A 22,471-nucleotide genomic window follows, 5' to 3' on the forward strand; every position below is an offset into this window, starting at 1 on the left:
CTGATACGACCGTGCGGTCAATCAGAGGTTGCGTCAGATTTGCCGTTTTCCTCGATCGGCAGACAAACGCGAAACAGGGCGCCCTCGTTGATTTCACTCTCGACGACGATGGAGCCGCCATGGGCGGCGACGATCTGCTCGGAAATGAACAGACCCAGCCCGAGCCCGGCGACTACCGTCTTGGCGGACACCCGTTCGAACTGTTGGAAAATTCGCTTCTGATTCTCGGCGCTGATGCCGATGCCATTGTCCTCGACCTCGATGCGCGCCTCATCGCCTTCGCGGTAAACACGCACCTTGACCGGGCTGCGACCGCCGTAGCGCAGGGCGTTGGTGATCAGGTTCGACACCACTTGCTCGATGCGGAACTCGTCCCAGTGACCTTCGACCGGCTCTGGCGCCGTGAACGATACTTCGGTTTCCGCCGCGTCAATCTGTTGCGCAAAGTTCTGCAACAGATTGCTGACTAACTGCACCAGATCGAAACGGTTCGGCCGGATCGACAGCTTGCCGGTGCGGATGCGCGAAACATCGAGCATGTCTTCGATCAAGCGGATCAGGCTTTTGATCTGCCGCTCGTCGCGATCGACCATGGCGTGCATCTTGTCGAGGGTGAACGCCGACGCGTTGTCCCGTGCCAGGTGCATCTTGCGCAGCTGCGTTTCGAGTATCAGGCCATTGAGCGGCGTACGCACTTCGTGGGCGACGATTGACATGAAGTCATCGCGCATCCGCACCGCCTGCTCCAGCTCCGACTGAGTGCTCTGCAACTGTTGCAACAGCGCTTCCTGCTCCCGACGGGCCTGCTCCAGCGCTTCGACCTGCTGTTTCATCGCCTTGCTCTGGCGGTACAGATCGACGAAAACGTTGACCTTGCTTTTCACCGCATGGATATCCAGCGGCTTGTGCAGGAAGTCGACCGCGCCGCTCTCGTAACCCTTGAACGCGTAGTTCAATTCACGACCGGCGGCGCTGACGAAGATAATCGGGATGTTCTTGGTTTTCTCGGTGCCGCGCATCAACTCGGCGAGTTCGAAGCCGTTCATCCCCGGCATCTGCACGTCGAGGATGGCCATGGCGAATTCGTGCTGCAGCAGCAACGACAAAGCTTCGTCCGCCGACAACGCTTTGTAGACGGTGCGGTCTTCGCGTTTGATCAAGGCTTCGAGCGCCAGCAGGTTTTCCGGCAGATCGTCGACGATCAGCAATTTGGCTTGAATATTACTCAGCATGCGATTCGTTCCAGCTCGACAAGCAGACGGCCGATGCCGTTAAGGGTTAGGACATGATCGGGCTGCTGAATGTTCAGCGCAGCCTGAGGCATGGTGGCGACTTGCGCCTCTTGCGGATCCTGGACAATGGTCAGGCCTCCGCGACGTTTGACTTGCGCCAGCCCGCGCGCACCGTCGTGATTGGCGCCGGTCAGCAATACAGCGGCCAGCTTTGAGCCGTAGGCATCAGCGGCGGACTCGAACAGGTAATCAATCGAAGGCCGCGAGTAATGCACACGATCCTCAAGGCTCAGCGACAGGCTGCGATCCTGCTCCACCGACAGGTGATAGCCCGGCGTGGCGAAATATACGGTACCGGCGGCAATGTCCTGCTTGTCGATCGCCTCGTGCACCGGCATGTCCAGACGCCGCGCGAAGACTTCGGCCAATTGGCTGCGACGCTCTTCGGGCAGGTGCAGCACAACGATAATCGGCAGCACAAACCCGCTGCGCAGTGGGCCGAGTACGCTCAGCAGCGCCTCAACGCCACCGGCGGAAGCACCGACCACAATCGCCTCGACGCGAGGTAAATCCACGGCCTCGTTCATGTTTTGCGGTAAATCCGTTCTTGTTTGACCAACGGCTCGAACTGATTGGCATAGCTGGAAAAATCCAGCGTCTCTTTACTGCCGAGCACCAGAAAACCACGATGGCACAGCGATTCATGGAACAGCCCGAAGGCGCGATCCTGCAACTTCTTGTTGAAATAGATCAGCACATTGCGGCAAGAAATCAGCTGGGTTTCGGAGAACACGCTGTCGGTCGCCAGGCTGTGGTCGGCAAACGTCACGTTCTCGCACAGCGTTTTGTCGAATATCGCGTAGCCATACGCGGCAGTGTAGTACTCGGCAAATGAACGCTGACCGCCGGCCTGCTGGTAGTTGGCGGTATAGGCACGGACGTTCTCCATCGAGAAAATGCCCTGCTTGGCCTTGTCCAGCGAGCGCGGATTGATGTCCGTGGCGTAAATGATCGTGCGATCGAGCAGGCCTTCTTCGCGCAGCAGTATCGCCATCGAATAGACCTCCTCACCCGTGCTGCAGCCGGCGATCCAGATTTTGATCGACGGATAGGTGCGCAGCAACGGCACCACTTCCTTGCGAATCGCGAGGAAGTGCGAAGGATCGCGAAACATTTCGCTGACCGGGATCGTCAGCAGTTGCAGCAACTGCATGAACGCGGTCGGGTCGTGCAGCACCTTTTCCTGCAACGCCGAAATGGTCGCGCACTCGAACTGGCTCAACGCGTGCTGCACCCGGCGCTTGATCGAAGCGCCAGAGTAATCGCGAAAATCGTAGCTGTACTTGAGGTAGATCGCCTCAATCAGCAAACGTAATTCGATTTCGCTGTTTCGTTCGGCTGGACTGCTGCCTTCCACTAAATACGTTCCATCTTCGGTAACCACACACGAATCAGCGAGAACAGGCGATCCAGGTCAATGGGCTTGGCCAGATAATCGTTGGAACCCGCTTGCAGGCAGCGCTCCTGATCGTCCTTCATGGCCTTGGCCGTCACCGCAATGATTGGCAGTTTGCGCCAGCGCGGATCCTTGCGGATTTCAATGGTGGCTTCGAAACCATCCATTTCCGGCATCATCACGTCCATCAACACCAGATCGATGTCCTCGACTTCATTCAGTTTTTCAATCGCTTCGCGGCCATTACGGCCGATCACCACGACTGCGCCTTTTGTTTCCAGAGCACTGGTCAGGGCGAAAATGTTACGCACATCGTCGTCCACCAGCAGGATCTTGCGGCCCTCGAAGACCTTGTCGCGGCTGCGCGCGGTCTTGAGCATCTTCTGCCGTTCATGGGACAACTGCGATTCGACTTTGTGCAAAAAGAGTGTGACCTCGTCGAGCAAACGCTCAGGCGAACGCGCACCCTTGATGATGATCGAGCGCGAATACTTGCGCAGATCGGCCTCTTCATCGCGGGTCAGGTTGCGCCCGGTGTAAACGATCACCGGCGGGAACGAGCAGATATCCTCAGTGGCCATGCGTTTGAGCAGATCGTTGCCAAGCATGTCTGGCAGCTTCAAGTCGATGATCATGCAGTCGTAAACCGTCTCGCGCAGCCGCTCCAGGGCGTCTTGAGCCAGACCGACGGCGGTGATTTCGATGTCCTCGTCGCCAATCAATCGCGCGATGCTTTCGCGCTGCAAATCGTCGTCTTCAACCAACAGCACGCGTTTGACCTTTTGCGTCAGCTTGGCTTCGAGACGCGCGAACACGTCTTTCAGCTCTTCGCGGGTGGTCGGTTTGACTGCATAGCCGATGGCGCCCATGTGCATCGCGGCTTCAACGCGGTCTTCGACCGAAATCACGTGCACCGGGATGTGGCGGGTTTCGGCGCGCTCTTTCAGACGCTGCAGGACAGTGAGACCCGAGTGATCGGGCAGGCGCATGTCGAGCAGGATGGCGTCCGGAATAAACTCTTTCGCCAGGTCATAGCCTTCATCCGCGCCGTGAGCAACCAGGCACTGATAGCCCAACTCGTGGGCCAAGTCATAAAGGATATGGGCGAAATTCGGCTCGTCTTCCACCACCAGAATGCAGCGTGTGGCGAATGGAGCTTTATCGCGGTCATCGGCGAAGCGCGGAATATGCACCGGGGCCAATGGCGAGACGATCGGCGCCAAAGGTACAGGCGCGGTCGGCGCTGGCGGCGTAAACGTTAAAGGTGCAGTCGAGATTTCGCCTGATTCACTGTACTGCAGCGGCAGCAACAGGGTGAACACACTGCCCTGCCCCGGCGTGCTGCTGACGCTGATCGAACCGCCCAGCAACGTTGCGAGATCGCGGGAAATCGACAGGCCCAACCCGGTGCCGCCGTACTTGCGGTTAGTGGTGCCGTCGGCCTGACGGAACGCTTCGAAAATGCTTTCCTGCTGATCCGCCGCGATGCCGATCCCCGAATCACGCACGATAAACGCGATCTGGTCATTCGGCTGGCCGGCAATGGTCAGGCTGACCGCGCCTTTCTCGGTGAACTTGACGGCGTTAGACAGCAGGTTTTTGATCACCTGTTCCAGACGCTGCCGGTCGGTGAACATCATGCCTGGCGTGCCCGGCTGCAAATCGACGGTGAAGGTCAGCTGTTTGTCTTTGGCCATCGGTTCGAACACGCCACGCAGGCCATCGGCCAGACGCGCAACACTGGTGTTCTCCGGGATCACTTCAAGCTTGCCGGCCTCGACCTTGGAAATGTCCAGAATGTCGTTGATCAGGTTGAGCAGATCGTTGCCAGCCGAATAGATCGACTCGGCGAACTTGACCTGTTCGGCGCTGAGATTGTCCTGCGGGTTTTCCGCCAGCAGCTTGGCCAGGATCAACGAACTGTTCAGCGGCGTGCGCAGCTCGTGGGACATGTTGGCAAGGAATTCGGATTTGTATTTGCTTGAACGCTGCAACTCTTCGGCGCGCTCTTCGAGCTGTACCTGCGCCTGATTGAGGGCGGTGTTCTTCTCATCCATGGCGTCGCGCTGCTCGGCCAGGGTCTGCGCCTGTTCGGCGAGCTGCTCGTTGGTTTGCTCTAGCTCGACTTGCTGGGTTTCCAGATGCGCCTGGGATTCCTTGAGAATTCGCGACTGCTCTTCCAGCTCTTCGTTGGCGGTTTTCAGCTCTTCCTGCTGCACCTGCAACTCTTCGTTGAGCTGCTGGGTCTCGGCCAGCACTTCCTGCAAACGCTGACGGTAACGCGCGGCCTCGATGGAGGTACCGATGTTGCCGGCGATCAACTCCAGCAATTCGATGTCGCGGTCATTGAGCGGGCGCAGGAAACCGAGTTCGATCACGCCATTGACCCGATCATCATCGCTGGTCGGCACCACCAGCACACTGTGCGGCAAACCCTCACCCAGCCCGGAGCTGACTTTGAAATAGTCGACCGGTACAGAATCCAGACGGATCAGACGCGACGTTTGTGCCACTTGGCCGACGATGCCTTCGCCGCTGTAAATCGATTGATCCTGTTCTTCCTGCTCGCGGGAGAAGCCGTAAGTGGCCACGCGTTTGAGCCCGCCGTGTTCTTCACGGACATAAAGAGCGGCTACGGCGGTACCAAGGTATTGCGCGCAAAACTGCAGAATGTTGCGGCCCAGCAGATTGAGCGTCAGTTGCCCCAGCACTTGCTCGGCCAGTTCGGTCTGACCGTTGCGCAGCCATGCCTGCTGCTCCAGACGTTCGGCACTGGCCTGTTGTGCGGCGAGATTGGCGCTGTAGTTTCCCGACAACGTCATCAGGTCACGACGGCCAATGTAGGCCAGCAAACCACTGATACCGGCGATAAACAGCAGGTACAGGCTGATGCTCCAGATCGTCGTACGGCGCACGTCCTCATTACGCGTAGTGCGCAGGACTTGCTCGGTTTCAATCACGTCTTCGAATTGCTTACGGATTTCGTCGGTCAGGCGCTTGCCCCGCCCAGCCTTCACCGCGCCCCGATAATCGCCGCTGGATCGCTGCAGATCGATCATCGATTGCGCGTAATTGGCCCATTCGGTCTGTAAGGCCTCCAGCCTGCGCAAACGATCGGTTTGCACCGGGTTGTCGATGGTCAGTTCGGTCAGGGTTTTCAGCGCTACGGCAATGCGCGGCTTGGCCGTCTCGTACGGATCAAGGAAATGCTCGTCACCGCTAAGCAGGAAGCCGCGCATGCCGGTTTCCAGGTCAACGGTGAGTTTCACCGCTTCGTTGGCGTTATTGATCACCCGGTCGGTGTGTTCCACCCACTGGATGACCGACAGCAAATAAGTGATCAGCGACACGAAAAACACGGCACTGAGCACACCGACGCCCAGCGGCAGACCGATGTTGCGGCTCAGAAGTTTGCGAAACCGTTGCTCATCAACCGAAGACGGAGTGGACATGGGGCAGCCTTGTCGAACTGTTGAAAACCCGAGAGTTTGCCCCAAAACCCCAGCATGGATCCATTTTTCTCATCGTTTTTGGCGCATTTTTCTACATTTGCCAGCGCTATCACAGCGACCAACCGGTATCCTTGCCGCTATTCTTTTTTGTATCCGTTCGGGAACTTGTGGCTATGCGCCACTTACTCATGCAAGAGCCCGGCATTTTTGATCGACCGGCGCCCCCGAATTCACCCCTTGAGAGCCTTTATTATGCCCGCCACCTCCGCCACCATCCTTGTCGTAGAAGACGACGACATCGTGCGTATGCTCATCGTCGATGTGTTGGAGGAACTGGAATTCAGTGTGCTCGAGGCGGACGGCAGCGAGCAGGCGCTGGAGAAACTCGGGGATAGCGGTCAGCACATTGATCTGATGATGACCGACGTTGGTTTGCCCGGCATGGACGGCAAGCAACTGGCCACTGAAGCGCGCAAACTGCGCCCTTCTCTGCCGATCCTGTTCGCCAGCGGCTACGCCGAAACCATCGAGGTTCCGGCGGACATGCACGTGATCGGCAAACCCTTCTCGATCGATCAACTGCGCGACAAGGTCAAGGCTGTCCTCAACCCGGGCAACTAAGACCCGGACTGGCTGTGGTTTAATTGCGCCCCGTTTTTGGCCACAGCCCGCCTCAAGGAAATACCCGCATGCACCAGCCCCACCCCACCAAAGTCCTGGTTATTGGCTACGTCTGGCCGGAACCTCGCTCTTCGGCTGCCAGTGGGCACGTCATGCAAATCCTTGAAACGTTTTTGCAGCAAGGTTGGGAGATCACGTTCAGCAGCCCTGCCGGCCCTGGCGAGCACAAGGCTGATCTGGCCGAACTGGGCATTCGCGAAGTGCCTATCGAGCTGAACAGCAGCACATTCGATACCTTTATTACTGAGCTCGCGCCGGATATCGTCCTGTTTGACCAGTTCATGATGGAAGAGCAGTTCGGCTGGCGTGTTGAAAAGCACTGCCCTGATGCCTTGCGCGTACTCGAGACCTCCGACCTGCAAAGCCTGCGGCATGCCCGTCATCAGCGTCTTAAAGATCGCCTGAAGGCCAGCGGCGACGAAAACGACTTCAGCGAACTGTTCGCGCCGGCGCTGCGCGAAGAGTTTGATCTGATGGCCAACACCGATCTGGCCAAACGGGAAATCGCCGCGCTGTATCGCTGCGACCTCAACCTGATGATCTCCGAAGTGGAAATCCAGTTGCTGCAAGACCAGTTCGGCTTGCCGGCAGATTTGCTGCACTGGTGTCCGCTGATGATCGATCCGCCGATTGCCACACCTCGGACTTTCGATGATCGCGAACACTTCCTGAGCATTGGCAACTTCCGTCACGCGCCCAACTGGGACGCGGTGCTCTGGATGAAGTCGACCGTCTGGCCCTTGATCCGCGCGCAATTGCCCAAGGCGCAACTACACCTTTATGGTGCCTACACGCCGCCGAAAGCCACGGCGCTGCACAATCCTGCGCAAGGCTTTCATGTGATGAACTGGGCAGAGGATGCGTTGCAAGTAATGTCCGAGGCCCGCGTATGCCTGGCGCCGCTGCGTTTCGGCGCCGGGATCAAGGGCAAACTGGTCGATGCAATGCTCTGTGGTACGCCAAGCGTAACCACGCCGATTGGAGCGGAAGCCATGCACGGCGATCATTCGTGGCCAGGGGCGGTCAGTGTTTCGGCGCAAGCACTGGCGGAGGAAGCGGTTCGGCTATACCGCGATGAGGCGCACTGGCAAAAGGCGCAATCGGCGGGATACTTATTATTAGCGGATCGTTATCAACACGCTGTTCACGGCCCGGCACTGATCAACAAATTACTGCATTGCACAACCAACTTATCGCAACTTAGAACCAACAACTTCACTGGCAGCATGTTGCGCCATCACTTGCACAAGAGCACTCAATACATGTCGCAGTGGATTGAAGCAAAGAACTCGAAATAGCCGCAATTCACACACTTCGCATTACTCCGATGCTTGGCGCAGCCTGCGCCAGGCCTTATAAAAACCCTGCACTTTTCGCACTAATGCAACCAGCGTTAATGTGCGACTTAAATAATCCACCGATGCAGGGACGCAAACACATGGACAATTACCCAAACAAAAACTGGATGACTGCAACACGAGAAGTTGATCGACTCACGCTTAGCGAGTTGACGCTACCCGGTACTCACAACGCCGGTTGTGACTGGCAAGCATCCTATGCACTGATACCGGGAAAACACTGGCTTGTCTGTCAGCACCAGTCTTTCGCCAGCCAGCTGAATCACGGTTCCCGGGCGCTGGATGTGCGCTTGTGTTACGACGCCGGGGCCAAGGAGGGATTTGATCGATTCCGCTTTCACCATAACGAGTACCTGTCGTCGCGCACGTTGAAAAATCTCGTCGTAGATGTCTGGGACTTTCTGTCCGTCAATCCTGACGAGTTTATTATTCTCGACTTCAAAAACTTCAAAAATGGCAAAGGCGCGTTTGACTTCTCGTTGTTCAACAGGCTGATCGTGCAAGCGTTGGAGCCACGCATGATTCCTGCCCGAAACAAACACCTCACGCTAGGCGATCTGAAGAGAATCAGCCCGCTCCAACGTGTGCTGGTCTGCGCTCCTCGATACAGCGAGCTCGACGCCAACCTGTTTCATGACGAGGTGCAAAGTAAATGGTCTGGGCTGTCCACCTCGAATGTCAGTGACCTACGCAGTTTTATCACTGACGTGATGAGTAATCCGCCTGGCAATTACAATAACTGGACACTTTCCGCCACCTGTTACAGCGGTACGGGCGGCCCTGTTGATATACACAAAGAACTGGATTTAATGTTTGACCCGCAGAAAAGTGACTGGGCGCGAAAGTGCAACATCATTAATGTCGACTTCATTGAAGAATCACAGATCGTTAACTTCTGCCGTGTCGTCAATCTGCTCAAGGGACGTTGAGTGCCATCCCGGTAATATTAAATCGCTATATTTGTGCAGATATTTCAAACACTGGCAAAAGTACTGACAGGCTCTAAGCTGGTTCATGAAATCCGGTAACCACCGGGAAACAGCGGATGTGCAACACCGTCACATCCGCATCATGAATGTATTGCGCCATGGAATGGTGTGATAAGAACGACAAGGATGGCTCATGAACAGCATTGCAACAGGCGCACTCGACAAAAACACCTGGATGGGCAACGTACTGGATATCGGGCGGCTGAGGTTGACCGATATCGTCTGGCCCGGCACACATAACAGCGGCATGGATCGCAAAGCCCCTGATTACGACAGCGTATCCGGCAACTGGACAACCTGCCAGAACGATTCCTTCGCCTGGCAATTGGCCAATGGCGCGAGAGCGTTTGACCTTCGCCTCGGCTACACCGCTCACTGGCAACAGCCGCAGTTCTACTGCCACCACAACGGCTATTCATCCGGTCGCACCCTCGATGAACTGATGACGGCGCTCACCACGTTCCTTGATCGGAACCGCGATGAATTCATCGTGCTCGATTTTCATGAGTTGGGCGACGCTGAAAAGCCGTTCGATTTCCAGCGCTTCAATGACCTGATCATGGCGCGCCTCGGCTCGCGCGCCATATCGCCCTCGGACAGCCTGCTAACCATTGACCAGTTGAAACGCAACAGCACGCAACGCCGCATCATCATGGCGGCACCCGCCAAACGTGAGCTGGACGAGGACTACTTCTGGTTCCGGATCAAACACAAATGGAGCGGCAAACGCTTCACCGATACCACGGATCTGCAAACCCACATCCGCACGTCGCTGGAAGGCGCACCCTACCCCCTGTCACTCTGGTCGCTATCGGCGACCAGCTATTCGGTGCTCGGCGGCCCGCAGCGCATCAAGAACCACATCAACGACTGGTTTGACACCACGCGAGACTGGGTCACCCGTTGCAGCATCATCAGCACTGATTTTTTCGAGGAGTCAGACATCGTCCGCCTGTGCTGGAGCGCCACCAGCATGAAAGCGGTTTACGGCGAGGCACTGCATTCCAGAATCCAGGCAAATCCATGACACGGGTAGTAGAACCCGGGCAGAAAGGGGCATGATTGGCGTGCGATAACAAAAAAAGCGCCCAGCCATGTCCCGAACAGCCCGAGTGACCGACCCCTCTTACGAGTTGATGGATGACCACAACGGGTTGTCCATCATTTACCGCCAGCACGGTTTCCCTTGCCCATTGGTGCGTTGGCATTTTCACAAGGAATACGAACTGCACCTGATTGTTGCCAGTTCCGGCAAGGTGTTCATTGGCGACTACATCGGTAACTTTTACCCGGAGACGCTTTTTCTCACCGGCCCGAATCTGCCGCACAACTGGATCAGCCAGGTCGCGGAGGATGAAGTCGTGGAGAAGCGCGACATGCTGGTCAACTTCACAGACGATCTGTTCGAAAGCGGCAATCAGATTTTCGCCGAGCTGAAAACTCTGGCGCCGTTGCTGGAGCGTGCGCAGTACGGCATCGAATTCCGCTGCAAACGCACCATTCGTCAAGCCATGACATTGATGCAACGAATCGCTGACACCAAAGGCATCACGCGGCTCGGGCATTTTTTCATTCTGATGGAGCTGCTGGCCGCCAGTGATGACTTTCAGTTGCTGTCCGGCGCGACGACCCCGCAACTGGCTGACGAGCACAACATTGATCGCACCAACCGCGCAGTCGATTACATCTTCACGCACTACGCCCGTGAGATAACGCTGGAAGAAGTCGCCGAGCATCTGGGCATGAAGCCGACCTACTTCAGCCGGGTGTTCAAGCAAGCCACGGGGCGCAATTTCATTGAGTTCGTCAATCGACTGCGCATCAGTAAATCGTGCGAGTTGCTGGCCGATGGCGATAAACCGGTGACGGAGGTGTGTTTCGAGTCGGGGTTCAACAATATCTCCAACTTCAATCGGCGTTTTCAGCAACTCAAAGGCATGACGCCGTCGCACTATCGCCGCCTGGCGGTACAGCGCCTGACCGAACAAAACCACGGCTGACACCAACATTCCCTTGTAGGAGTGAGCCTGTTCGCGATTGCGGATTGTCAGCAAAGATATAAGTGACTGACACACCGCTATCGCGAGCAGGCTCACTCCTACAGTTCCGGGTTAAACCTGTACACATCCGATCGCCCCGCACCGCTGAAAACCCCTTCCCTGCGTTTACCCCTTCAAACCCCAGTGCAAAAAAGTATCGATTCCAGTGCTAGGGATGATTTGTCAGCCCGGCCATTGAAGGCTGTAATCAGTGCACATTCTTCCTGCAGTCGGAAGACACAAAAACAATAACTGTCCTTCTGCCCCCGCCGGGCGCAGAAAAGGAGTGCACGATGCAACCCACTGCAAAAGCTCTGCTTGCCCTCACCTGCATGACCCTCAGCAGCGTCAGCCTTGGCGCCCAGACCCTGACCATCGCCACCGTCAACAACAGCGACATGATCCGCATGCAAAAACTCTCGAAGACCTTCGAGACCGAGCATCCGGACATCAAGCTCAATTGGGTGGTACTCGAAGAAAACGTCTTGCGTCAACGCCTGACCACCGACATCGCCACCCAGGGCGGCCAGTTCGACGTGCTGACCATCGGCATGTACGAAGCTGCACTCTGGGGCGCAAAAGGCTGGCTGGAGCCGATGAAAGATCTGCCGGCCAGTTACGCCCTCGACGACGTCTTCCCATCAGTGCGTGAAGGCCTGTCGGTCAAGGGTTCGCTGTACGCCCTGCCGTTCTACGCCGAAAGCTCGATCACCTACTACCGCACCGACCTGTTCAAGGACGCCGGGCTGACCATGCCGGAGCGGCCGACCTGGGAAGAGATCGCCGGCTTCGCGGAAAAACTCACCAACAAAGATAAAGAGCAATACGGCATCTGCCTGCGCGGCAAGGCCGGTTGGGGCGAGAACATGGCGCTGATCAGCACCGTCGCCAACGCTTACGGCGCGCGCTGGTTCGATGAGAAGTGGCAGCCGGAATTCAACGGCCCCGAATGGAAAAACGCCCTGAACTTCTACGTCGACACCATGAAGAAGTCCGGCCCGCCGGGCGCTACAAGTAATGGTTTCAACGAAAACCTCGCCCTGTTCAACAGCGGCAAGTGCGCGATCTGGGTTGATGCCAGCGTCGCCGGCTCGTTCGTGACCGACAAGACTCAAAGCAAAGTGGCTGATCACGTCGGCTTCACTTTCGCCCCGCATCAGGTGACCGACAAAGGCTCGGCGTGGCTGTATTCGTGGGCACTGGCGATTCCGACCAGTTCCAAAGCCAAAGACGCCGCGAAAGAATTCAGTGCCTGGGCGACGTCCAAAGAGTACGGCGAACTGGTCGCCAAGACCGATGGCATCGCCAACGTTCCACCGGGTACTCGCGCCTCGACCTACAGCGATGCGTACATGAACGCCGCGCCGTTCGCCAAGATCACGCTGGAATCGCTGAAGGCTGTCGATCCGAGCAAACCGACGCTGAAACCGGTGCCGTACATCGGCATTCAACTGGTGACCATTCCTGAGTTCCAGGCGGTGGGCACCCAGGTCGGCAAGCTGTTCTCGGCGGCGCTGATCGGCCAGACCACGGTGGATCAAGCCCTCGCTGCCGCGCAGCAATCCACTGAACGCGAGATGAAGCGCGCCGGTTATCCAAAGTAACCCGCACCGTTCGCTCCTGCCTTTTGTAGGAGTGAGCCTGCTCGCGATAGCGGTGTATCAGTCACCGACTGTGTTAGATGGAAAACCGCCATCGCGAGCAGGCTTACTCCTACATTAGATCTCCATAGGTCTGTATGACTCGGTTGTGATCGCCATGAATACTTCAACTGCCAAAGCCCACATCGACTTGTCCCAGCCGCAGCGCAACGTCCGCGTGCGCAATCCCGGCTGGTTTCTGGTCAGCCCTTCGGTGGCCCTGTTGCTGCTGTGGATGATCGTGCCGCTGGGCATGACCATTTACTTCTCGCTGATCCGCTACAACCTGCTCTACCCCGGCGAAAACGAATTCGTCGGGCTGGAGAATTTCACTTACTTCCTGACGGATTCGGGGTTCATGCCCGGTGCGACCAATACCTTGTTGCTGGTCGGCAGTGTGTTGCTGATCAGCGTGGTGCTCGGTGTGCTGATCAGTGCACTGCTCGAAGCGAGCGAATTTCTCGGTCGCGGCATCGTGCGCGTCATGCTCATTTCGCCGTTCTTCATCATGCCCACGGTCGGTGCGCTGATTTGGAAGAACCTGATTTTCCACCCGGTCTCGGGGATCCTCGCCTACATCTGGAAACTGTTCGGCGCGCAACCGGTGGACTGGCTCGCCCACTACCCGTTGCTGTCGATCATCATCATTGTCTCGTGGCAGTGGCTGCCCTTCGCGATCCTGATTCTGATGACCGCCATGCAGTCCCTTGACCAGGAACAAAAGGAAGCCGCGCGCCTCGACGGTGCCGGGCCGATCGCAATCTTCTGGCACCTCACGCTGCCGCATCTGGCACGACCGATTGCCGTGGTGGTGATGATCGAAACGATCTTCCTGCTGTCGGTGTTCGCCGAGATTTTCACCACCACCAACGGCGGCCCCGGCTATGCCTCGACCAACCTCGCTTACCTCATTTACAACCAGGCGCTGGTGCAGTTCGACGTCGGTATGGCCTCGGCGGGCGGCTTGATTGCCGTGGTCATCGCCAACATCGCCGCGATCATTCTGGTGCGGATGATCGGCAAAAACCTGACTGACAAAGCCTGAGGCCCGCCATGACTCTTCAACAATCCCGCCGGCTGCAAAGCCTGCTGCTCGGCACCCTGGCCTGGGCCATCGCGATCGTGATTTTCTTCCCGATCTTCTGGATGGTGATGACCAGTTTCAAAACCGAAATCGACGCGTTCGCCACGCCGCCGCAGTTCATCTTCACGCCGACGCTGGAGAATTACCTGCACATCAACGAACGCAGCGACTACTTCAGTTTCGCCTGGAACTCAGTGGTGATTTCCTTCAGCGCCACCGCGCTGTGCCTGTTGATTGCGGTGCCGGCGGCGTACTCGATGGCGTTCTACGAAACCCAGCGCACCAAAGGTACGTTGCTGTGGATGCTCTCGACAAAAATGCTGCCGCCGGTGGGCGTGCTGATGCCGATTTACCTGTTGGCCAAGACGTTCGGCCTGCTCGACACGCGCATCGCACTGATCGTGATCTACACGCTGATCAACCTGCCGATCGTGGTCTGGATGGTTTACACCTACTTCAAGGACATCCCCAAAGACATCCTCGAAGCCGCCCGTCTCGACGGCGCCACGTTATGGCAGGAAATGGTGCGTGTGCTGCTGCCGATCGCCAAGGGTGGCCTCGCCTCGACTGTGTTGCTGTCGCTGATTCTGTGCTGGAACGAGGCGTTTTGGTCGCTGAATCTGACCTCGTCGAAAGCCGCACCACTGACCGCGTTGATCGCCTCGTACTCGAGCCCCGAAGGCTTGTTCTGGGCCAAGTTGTCGGCGGTGTCGACGCTGGCCTGTGCGCCGATTCTGATCTTCGGCTGGATCAGCCAGAAACAACTGGTGCGCGGCCTCTCCTTCGGCGCCGTGAAATGAATCCCCCAAACCAACACATTCCCCCTGTAGGAGCGAGCTTGCTCGCGAAAGCGGTGTGTCATCCAACCATGATGGTGACTGACACGGCCCCTTCGCGAGCAAGCTCGCTCCCACAAAAGAGCTCGTCCAGCGCAATCGAATAACAACAACGCGGAGGCCCATCATCATGGCCAACCTGAAAATCAAGAATCTGCAAAAAGGCTTCGAAGGTTTTTCCATCATCAAAGGCATCGACCTTGAGGTGAACGACAAGGAATTCGTGGTCTTCGTCGGCCCGTCCGGTTGCGGCAAGTCCACCCTGCTGCGCCTGATCGCCGGGCTGGAAGAAGTCAGCGGCGGCACCATCGAACTCGATGGCCGCGACATCACCGAAGTCAGCCCGGCCAAGCGCGATCTGGCGATGGTGTTCCAGACCTACGCGCTGTACCCGCACATGACCGTGAAAAAGAACATGTCGTTCGCCCTAGATCTGGCCGGCGTACCGAAAGCCGAAGTCGAGAAGAAAGTCGGCGAAGCCGCGCGCATCCTCGAACTCGGGCCGATGCTTGAGCGCAAACCGAAACAGCTCTCCGGCGGCCAGCGTCAACGTGTCGCGATTGGCCGCGCTATCGTGCGCAACCCGAAAATCTTCCTCTTCGACGAACCGCTGTCCAACCTCGACGCCGCCCTGCGCGTGCAAATGCGCCTGGAGTTGCTGCGCCTGCACAAAGACCTGCAAGCGACGATGATTTACGTGACCCACGATCAGGTCGAAGCGATGACCATGGCCGACAAAGTCGTGGTACTCAATGGCGGCAAGATCGAGCAGGTCGGCTCGCCGTTGGATCTCTATCACCAACCGGCCAACCTGTTTGTCGCCGGGTTCCTCGGCACACCGAAAATGGGTTTCCTCAAAGGCAAGATTGCCCGTGTCGATGCGCAAAGCTGCGAAGTCTCGCTGGACGCCGGCACCCGCGTCACCTTGCCGTTCAACGCCGCCAACCTCAGCGTCGGCAGCGCCGTGACCCTCGGCATTCGCCCGGAACATCTGGAACTCGCACAACCGGGCGACTGCACCCTGCCAGTCACCGCCGACGTTAGCGAACGCTTGGGCAGCGACACCTTCTGCCACGTCACCACCAGCGCCGGCGAAGCCCTGACCATGCGCGTGCGCGGTGATCTGGCCAGCCGTTACGGCGAGCAACTGAGCCTGCACCTCGACGCCGCCCACTGCCATTTATTCGATGCCGAAGGCGTGGCGCTGACCCGTCCCCTGCGTGCCGCAGCCTGATTTTCAAGAGACTTGCCCAATGAAACTCAACCAACAGAATCTCCACGGCCTGGCGCGCGAAGTAAAACTGCCGGCCTACAACCTCAGCGACACCCGCCAGGGCATCGCCCACATTGGCGTCGGCGGCTTCCATCGCGCGCATCAGGCGTACTACACCGATGCGCTGATGAACACCGGCGAGGCCCTCGACTGGGCGATCTGCGGCGTCGGCTTGCGCGCTGAAGACCAGCGCGCCCGCGACGACCTAAAAGAGCAGAATTACCTGTTCACCCTGTTCGAACTGGGTGACAGCAACGACACCGAAGTGCGGGTGATCGGCTCGATCCGCGACATGTTGCTGGCCCAAGACAGTGCTCAGGCGCTGATCAACAAACTCGCCGATCCAGCGATTCGTATCGTCTCGTTGACCATCACCGAGGGCGGTTACTGCATCGACGACAGCAACGGCGAATTCATGGCACATCTGCCGCAGATTCAGCACGATCTGGCGAATCCGCAATCGCCGAAAACCGTGTTCGGTTTCCTCTGCGCGGCGCTGGCCAAACGCCGTGGGGCGGGCACTGCGGCGTTTACCGTGATGTCTTGCGATAACCTGCCGCACAACGGCGCCGTCACCCGCAAGGCACTGCTGGCCTTCGCTGCTTTACTCGACGCTAATCTGTGTGACTGGATCGATCAGAACGTCAGTTTCCCCAACGCCATGGTCGACCGCATCACGCCGATGACCAGCACCGCGCATCGCCTGCAACTGGCTGACAAACACGGGGTGGACGATGCCTGGCCGGTGGTTTGCGAACCGTTTGTGCAGTGGGTGCTGGAGGACAAATTCGTTAACGGTCGGCCCGCGTGGGAAAAGGTGGGCGTGCAGTTCACCGACGACGTTTCGCCGTACGAAGAGATGAAGATCAAACTGCTCAACGGCAGTCATCTGGCGCTGACGTATCTGGGGTTTTTGAAGGGTTATCGGTTTGTCCACGAGACCATGAACGACCCGCTGTTTGTGCGTTACATGCGCGCTTATATGGATCTGGACGTCACCCCGCAACTGGCGCCGGTGCCGGGCATTGATCTGAGTGAATACAAGGACACGCTGGTCGCGCGGTTTTCCAATCAGGCGATTGCCGATCAGCTTGAGCGAGTGTGTTCGGATGGCTCGTCGAAGTTTCCCAAGTTCACCATACCGACGATTAACCGGTTGATTGCCGATGGTCGCGAGACCAAACGTGCGGCGCTGGTGGTGGCGGCCTGGGCGTTGTACTTGAAGGGGGTCGATGAGAATGGGGATACCTATTCGATTCCTGATCCACGGGCGACGTTTTGTCAGGCGTTGGTGGCGGATGATGGGTTGATGACTGAGCGGTTGTTGGCGGTGGAGGAGATTTTTGGCACGGCGATACCGCGTTCGACGGCGTTTGTGGCGGCGTTTGAGTGGTGCTGTGAGAGTTTGCGGGAAGTGGGCGTGACGCGGACTTTGCAGCGGATTCTGGACTGAAAAGCCCCTCACCCTAACCCTCTCCCGGAGGGAGAGGGGACTGACCGAGTGGTTTGTAAAAGCTCCGTCGACCTGAAAGTCCGGAGTCGAACTCAAGCTTTGAACAGCTTTTGAGTGAGATATCCGGAGTCGACCCTGCATCTGAACAGCCCCCGATCGGCTCCCTTTCCCCCTCGCCCCCTTGGGGGAGAGGGCTGGGGTGAGGGGGTAAGTTCTTGATCTTCACCACACCCCGAGTGGTTCACACATGAAAACCCAAAACCTCTTCCTCGGCATCGACTGCGGCACCCAAGGCAGCAAAGCCATCATCCTCGACGCCGCCAACGGTCAAGTCCTCGGCCAGGGCGCCGCCAATCACACGATGATCAGTGGCGCCAACGGCCGCCGCGAGCAGCACACCGATCAATGGCTGGCAGCCTTCGCCCTCGCCACCCGCCGCGCACTCCTCGCGGCAAACGTCGATGGCCAGTCAATCCTCGGCATCGGCGTCTCCGGCCAACAACACGGTCTGGTACTGCTCGACGACCAAGGCCAGGTTCTGCGCCCGGCCAAACTCTGGTGCGACACCGAAACCAGCGCAGAAAACGATCGCTTGCTCAAGCATCTAGGCGATGAACAAGGTTCGCTGGAACGCCTCGGCGTGGTCATCGCGCCGGGCTACACCGTGTCTAAATTGCTGTGGACCAAAGAACAGCATCCCGACATGTTCGCCCGTATCGCACGCATCCTGCTGCCCCACGATTACCTCAACTTCTGGCTCACCGGCCGCGCGTGCAGCGAATACGGCGACGCGTCCGGTACCGGTTATTTCAACGTGCGCACCCGTCAGTGGGATTTGCAGTTGCTGCGCGACATCGACTCCAGCGGCCGCTTGCAAGCCGCGTTGCCCGAACTGATTGACGCCCACCAAGCCGTCGGCACCATCCTGCCGTCGATTGCTGAGCACTTGGGCATCAACCCCGCTGCATTGGTCGCAAGCGGCGGCGGCGACAACATGATGGGCGCCATCGGCACCGGCAATATTCAGCCCGGCGCGATCACCATGAGCCTCGGTTCATCCGGCACGGTGTACGCCTATTCCGACGTACCGAAAGTCTCCCCGGATGCCTCCGTCGCCACCTTCTGTTCCTCCAGCGGCGGCTGGTTGCCGCTGATCTGCACCATGAACCTGACCAACGCCACCGGCGCGATACGCGAGCTGTTCGACCTCGACCTCGAACGCTTCAACGACCTCGTCGCCCAAGCCCCGATTGGCGCCGACGGGGTGAGCATGCTGCCGTTCCTCAACGGCGAACGTGTCCCCGCCCTGCCCCACGCCACCGGCAGCCTGCACGGTTTGACCATGGACAACCTGACCCAGGCCAATCTGTGCCGCGCCGCCGTCGAAGGCACGACCTTCGGTTTGCGTTACGGGCTGGATTTGCTACGGCAGAATGGTTTACAAAGCCGCAGCATTTGCCTGATTGGCGGCGGCTCGAAAAGCGCGGTGTGGCGACAGATCGTCGCCGACATCATGAACACCCCGGTGATCTGCACCGAACACAGCGAAGCCGCTGCCCTTGGCGCAGCGATTCAGGCGGCGTGGTGCAAATCCTGGTCGAACGGCCACGAAGAAACGTTGGCCGATCTGTGTCAGCGTTGCGTCAAACTCGATCCGAGCAGTGAAACCCTGCCGATCGCCGCCAACGTCGCGGCGTTTCAGCAGGTCTATGAACGCTATCAACAGCATGTCGCAACCCTATAAAGAGCAAACAATTATGTATTTGGTGTGTGGCGAAGCCCTGTTTGATTTCTTCAGCGAAGACGATGCCAGCGGTCTGGCTTCGAAAGTGAATTTCAAGGCGATTGCCGGCGGCTCGCCGTTCAACGTCGCCGTGGGTTTGCGCCGTTTGGGCGTGGACTCGGCGCTGTTCGGCGGTCTGTCCACCGACTACCTTGGCCGCCGTTTGCAGCAAGTGTTGCAGGACGAAGGCGTGCGCCCGGATTACCTGGTGGATTTCGCCGCGCCGACCACCCTGGCGATGGTCGCCGTCGGTGCCAACGGTTCGCCGCATTACAGCTTCCGTGGCGAAGGTTGCGCGGATCGGCAACTGAGCCTCGCGCATCTGCCGACGCTGGGCCCGGAAGTGCGCGGCCTGCACATCGGCTCGTTCTCCTTAGTGGTGCAGCCGATTGGCGACACCCTATTGGCACTCGTCCAGCGTGAAAGCGGTAAACGCCTGATCAGCCTCGACCCGAACGTGCGTCTCAACCCGGAACCGAACATCGAGTTGTGGCGCGAGCGCATTGCGACGCTGGTGCAACTGGCCGATCTGATCAAAGTCAGCGACGAAGATTTGAGCCTGCTGTACCCCGAGCAGGATCCACAGCGGGTGATCGAAAGCTGGCTGGAGCACCGCTGCCAAATTGTCTTCCTCACCCGTGGCGGTGAAGGCGCAACGGTGTTCAGTCGCGCGCATGGCGCGTGGTCAGTACCAGCGTGTTCGGTGAAAATCGCCGACACCGTTGGCGCTGGCGACACTTTCCAGGCCGCGCTGATTACCTGGCTGACTGAGCACGGTCTGGACTCGGTAGAAGGCGTGCAGCAACTGACGCGCGAGCAGATCGCCGCGATGCTGAAATTCGCCGTGCAAGCCGCCGCGCTGACGTGCAGCAAAACCGGCCCAGACTTGCCTTATCGTCATCAACTGTCCTGAACGCGTAGACTGTCGCCTTTTTTGCGCATGACGGGATAACGGCTTTTGAATTACGGAAAGACGCTTGGACTACTGACACTCGCAGGGTTATTGACCGGTTGCGGCACTTCACCGCCGCGTTCGCCGGAAAATCTCTGCGATATCTTTCGTGAAAAAAGCGACTGGTACGACGCGGCGCAAGTCACGCAAAAACGCTGGGGGGTGCCGATTCAGGTGCCCTTCGCGATCATGTACCAAGAGTCCGGCTACCGTTACGACGCCAAAACCCCGCGCAAATATCTGCTTTGGGTGATTCCGTGGGGCCGCGTAACCACCGCCTCGGGTTATGCGCAGGCGAAAGATGAAGTCTGGTCGGACTACCAGAAAAGCACCGGCCGCAACTGGGCCGATCGTGAAGACTTCGACGACGCCATCGACTTCATCGGCTGGTACATGGACAAGACCACCACGATCAATGGCGTCTACAAGTACGACGCTTACAACCAGTACCTCAACTACCACGAGGGCTGGGGTGGTTTCCGCAACAAGACTTATGCGAGTAAAGCCTGGCTGTTGCCGACGGCGCGCAAGGTGCAGGCCCGCTCGAATATGTATGCCCAGCAATATGCCGGGTGTAAGGAAGAGCTGAATCGCGGGTTCTGGAGCCGGTTCTGGCATTGGCTCTGAATCCCCCTGTAGGAGCTGCCGAAGGCTGCGATCTTTTGATCTTTAAAAAAGCAAGATCAAAAGATCGCAGCCTTCGGCAGCTCCTACACGGTACGCGGTGAACACCTATTTTTTTACCTGTAGGAGTGAGCCTGCTCGCGATAACGCCCGATCAGGCACTACAAATCCCAGCCCTACAACACCGAAAAGCTATAACTCACAATCACCCGAGTCTCATCCACATCCCGCGCAAACTGTTCGTAATTCGTGCGATACGTCGCATTCCTCAACCGCACGCTGACATCCTTGAACGTCCCTTCCTGAATCACATACTTCAACTCGCTATCGCGTTCCCACTCTTTGCCTTCCTGATCACTGCCCAGCACTTTGATGTGATCACCGTTGACGTAACGGGTCAGGAAGCTCAAACCATTAATGCCAATCGCCTTGAAGTCATAGTCATAACGCAACTGCCACGAACGCTCCTGCGCTGCGGCAAAATCGTTGACCTGCACATAGTTGACCAGATAAGGATTACTGCCATCGAGGTACGGCATCGAATTGTCGCCGTTCATACGCTGCCAACCCGCGCTGAACGTATGACCGCTGTGCGCGAAAGACAGCAAACCGCTCAATGCACGGTTATCGATGGAACCGGCCTTCGCATCGCCGCTGTCAGCACTCTTGAGCAAGCGCAGATCAGCCTTTAATACACCGCCCGCCAACGGGTGATTGGCCAACAACCCGACAAAGTGCTGACGGTAGATGTCTTCCAGTTCCGCGTAGTGATATTGGCCGGTCAGACGATCATTGATCTTGTAATCGAAGCCGTACATGTCGAAATGATCGGCCGTGGTGTTACATGCGTAACGCTTGTTCTTGCAGTGCACGCGGATGTCTTGCGAATCGGTGGAATCGCGGGCGGTGTACTTGTCCAAACGCGCCGCCATAAAGGTCAGATCCTTCACCTCTTTCGAGGTCAACATCGCGCCGTTGAACATCGTCGGCAGCAATCGCCCGTCGTTGTACTTGAGCAGCGGCAGATCCGGCCGCAACGCGCCGTACTTCAACACCGAATCAGAAACGCGCACTTTGGCGGTCAGGCCCATCTTCGCGTATTGATCTTTCGAACCGCGCGGATCCTGACCGCTCGATGGCAGCAAACCACTGTTGCTGCTGTCAGCACTGGAATCGAGTTTGAAACCGAGCATGCCCAGCGCATCAATACCAAAGCCCACCGTACCCTCGGTGTAACCCGATTGCAGATCGAGAATAAAACCCTGAGCCGACTCTTCACGCTTCGACGCGCCCTGCTCGGTGGAAGTGTGCCCATCACGGAAGTCGCGGTTGAAGTACACCGTGCGCGATTCGATTTTCGCCGTGGTGTCTTCGAGAAAACCGCTGGCCTGAACCGGCGCGGTAAAACCGGCGCACAGCACAAAGGCTCCGAAGCCAAACGACTGGCGCGGGGTGATGAGGGGAAATGGGGGACGCATGAAAAACTCCAACACTGCAGCGTTTGCGCAAGCGCGCAATAAGCCAGAAATAGCTCCCGATCCGAGTCAGAAAATTGAGCCGGACAGAAGTGGAAACACAGGGGTGAACGACAATGATGGCAGATGGCTTTGACGCGCCAA

18 protein-coding genes are annotated in these 22,471 nt (G+C 57.9%); 13 read left to right on the forward strand and 5 right to left on the reverse strand.

The features are described from left to right. Window positions 1-17: 17 nt before the first annotated feature. The 4 genes from ACIP66_RS07865 to ACIP66_RS07880 are packed head-to-tail and all read right to left on the reverse strand — an operon-like array spanning window position 18 to window position 6,140. Entirely contained in the window at window positions 18-1,232 is a 1,215-nt protein-coding gene (locus tag ACIP66_RS07865; protein ID WP_159811323.1) for a hybrid sensor histidine kinase/response regulator, read from the reverse strand. Continuing rightward, complete coding sequence (locus tag ACIP66_RS07870) at window positions 1,226-1,819, reverse strand: chemotaxis protein CheB (RefSeq protein WP_400646854.1); 594 nt, start codon at window positions 1,817-1,819, stop codon at window positions 1,226-1,228. The genes ACIP66_RS07865 and ACIP66_RS07870 overlap by 7 nt, the downstream gene beginning before the upstream one ends. Continuing rightward, the gene (locus tag ACIP66_RS07875) at window positions 1,816-2,649 is read right to left on the reverse strand and encodes a protein-glutamate O-methyltransferase CheR (RefSeq protein ID WP_053119903.1); all 834 of its coding nucleotides are present in this window, start codon (window positions 2,647-2,649) and stop codon (window positions 1,816-1,818) included. Before ACIP66_RS07875 ends, ACIP66_RS07870 begins: the two co-directional genes overlap by 4 nt. Then, entirely contained in the window at window positions 2,649-6,140 is a 3,492-nt protein-coding gene (locus ACIP66_RS07880; protein ID WP_400646857.1) for a response regulator, read from the reverse strand. Before ACIP66_RS07880 ends, ACIP66_RS07875 begins: the two co-directional genes overlap by 1 nt. A 252-nt stretch (window positions 6,141-6,392) precedes the next feature. Here ACIP66_RS07880 and ACIP66_RS07885 point away from each other — a divergent pair, with 252 nt between their 5' ends. The 13 genes from ACIP66_RS07885 (at window position 6,393) to ACIP66_RS07945 (ending at window position 20,855) form a co-directional block, all read left to right on the forward strand. After that, a complete protein-coding gene (locus ACIP66_RS07885; protein WP_053119898.1) occupies window positions 6,393-6,761 on the forward strand; it encodes a response regulator in 369 nt (122 codons plus the stop codon). Between the two features lie 68 nt (window positions 6,762-6,829). After that, on the forward strand, window positions 6,830-8,119 hold the full coding sequence (locus tag ACIP66_RS07890; RefSeq protein ID WP_400646859.1) for a glycosyltransferase: 1,290 nt from the start codon (window positions 6,830-6,832) through the stop codon (window positions 8,117-8,119). Between the two features lie 140 nt (window positions 8,120-8,259). Continuing rightward, window positions 8,260-9,108, forward strand: coding sequence for a phospholipase (locus ACIP66_RS07895; protein ID WP_400646862.1), 849 nt, complete (start codon window positions 8,260-8,262; stop codon window positions 9,106-9,108). Window positions 9,109-9,301: 193 nt separating this feature from the next. Further along, on the forward strand, window positions 9,302-10,195 hold the full coding sequence (locus ACIP66_RS07900) for a phospholipase (RefSeq protein WP_400646865.1): 894 nt from the start codon (window positions 9,302-9,304) through the stop codon (window positions 10,193-10,195). A gap of 67 nt (window positions 10,196-10,262) precedes the next feature. Beyond that, on the forward strand, window positions 10,263-11,168 hold the full coding sequence (locus tag ACIP66_RS07905) for an AraC family transcriptional regulator (RefSeq protein WP_053119890.1): 906 nt from the start codon (window positions 10,263-10,265) through the stop codon (window positions 11,166-11,168). A 332-nt stretch (window positions 11,169-11,500) separates the two neighbouring features. After that, a complete protein-coding gene (locus ACIP66_RS07910; protein WP_053119888.1) occupies window positions 11,501-12,811 on the forward strand; it encodes a sugar ABC transporter substrate-binding protein in 1,311 nt (436 codons plus the stop codon). Window positions 12,812-12,965: 154 nt separating this feature from the next. Next, complete coding sequence (locus ACIP66_RS07915; protein ID WP_400646869.1) at window positions 12,966-13,892, forward strand: carbohydrate ABC transporter permease; 927 nt, start codon at window positions 12,966-12,968, stop codon at window positions 13,890-13,892. A gap of 8 nt (window positions 13,893-13,900) precedes the next feature. Next, entirely contained in the window at window positions 13,901-14,731 is an 831-nt protein-coding gene (locus ACIP66_RS07920; RefSeq protein WP_159811330.1) for a carbohydrate ABC transporter permease, read from the forward strand. A 166-nt stretch (window positions 14,732-14,897) separates the two neighbouring features. Then, window positions 14,898-16,001 carry an ABC transporter ATP-binding protein gene (locus ACIP66_RS07925; RefSeq protein WP_400646873.1) on the forward strand — a complete coding sequence of 368 codons (1,104 nt, stop codon included), beginning with the start codon at window positions 14,898-14,900 and terminating at the stop codon, window positions 15,999-16,001. A 19-nt stretch (window positions 16,002-16,020) separates the two neighbouring features. Then, window positions 16,021-17,493 carry a mannitol dehydrogenase family protein gene (locus tag ACIP66_RS07930; protein ID WP_400646876.1) on the forward strand — a complete coding sequence of 491 codons (1,473 nt, stop codon included), beginning with the start codon at window positions 16,021-16,023 and terminating at the stop codon, window positions 17,491-17,493. Window positions 17,494-17,740: 247 nt separating this feature from the next. Further along, a complete protein-coding gene (xylB, locus tag ACIP66_RS07935) occupies window positions 17,741-19,237 on the forward strand; it encodes a xylulokinase (protein WP_400646878.1) in 1,497 nt (498 codons plus the stop codon). 13 nt (window positions 19,238-19,250) lie between these two features. Next, the gene (locus ACIP66_RS07940; RefSeq protein WP_400646881.1) at window positions 19,251-20,189 is read left to right on the forward strand and encodes a carbohydrate kinase; all 939 of its coding nucleotides are present in this window, start codon (window positions 19,251-19,253) and stop codon (window positions 20,187-20,189) included. 45 nt (window positions 20,190-20,234) lie between these two features. Next, a complete protein-coding gene (locus tag ACIP66_RS07945) occupies window positions 20,235-20,855 on the forward strand; it encodes a hypothetical protein (RefSeq protein WP_053119875.1) in 621 nt (206 codons plus the stop codon). A gap of 173 nt (window positions 20,856-21,028) precedes the next feature. Here the strand turns inward: ACIP66_RS07945 and ACIP66_RS07950 are convergent, their stop codons facing one another. After that, complete coding sequence (locus ACIP66_RS07950) at window positions 21,029-22,330, reverse strand: OprD family porin (RefSeq protein WP_400646884.1); 1,302 nt, start codon at window positions 22,328-22,330, stop codon at window positions 21,029-21,031. Window positions 22,331-22,471: the final 141 nt, after the last annotated feature.

The organism is Pseudomonas sp. NPDC088429 (assembly GCF_044753305.1).
In the GTDB taxonomy this organism is placed as follows: Bacteria; Pseudomonadota; Gammaproteobacteria; order Pseudomonadales; family Pseudomonadaceae; genus Aquipseudomonas; species Aquipseudomonas rustica.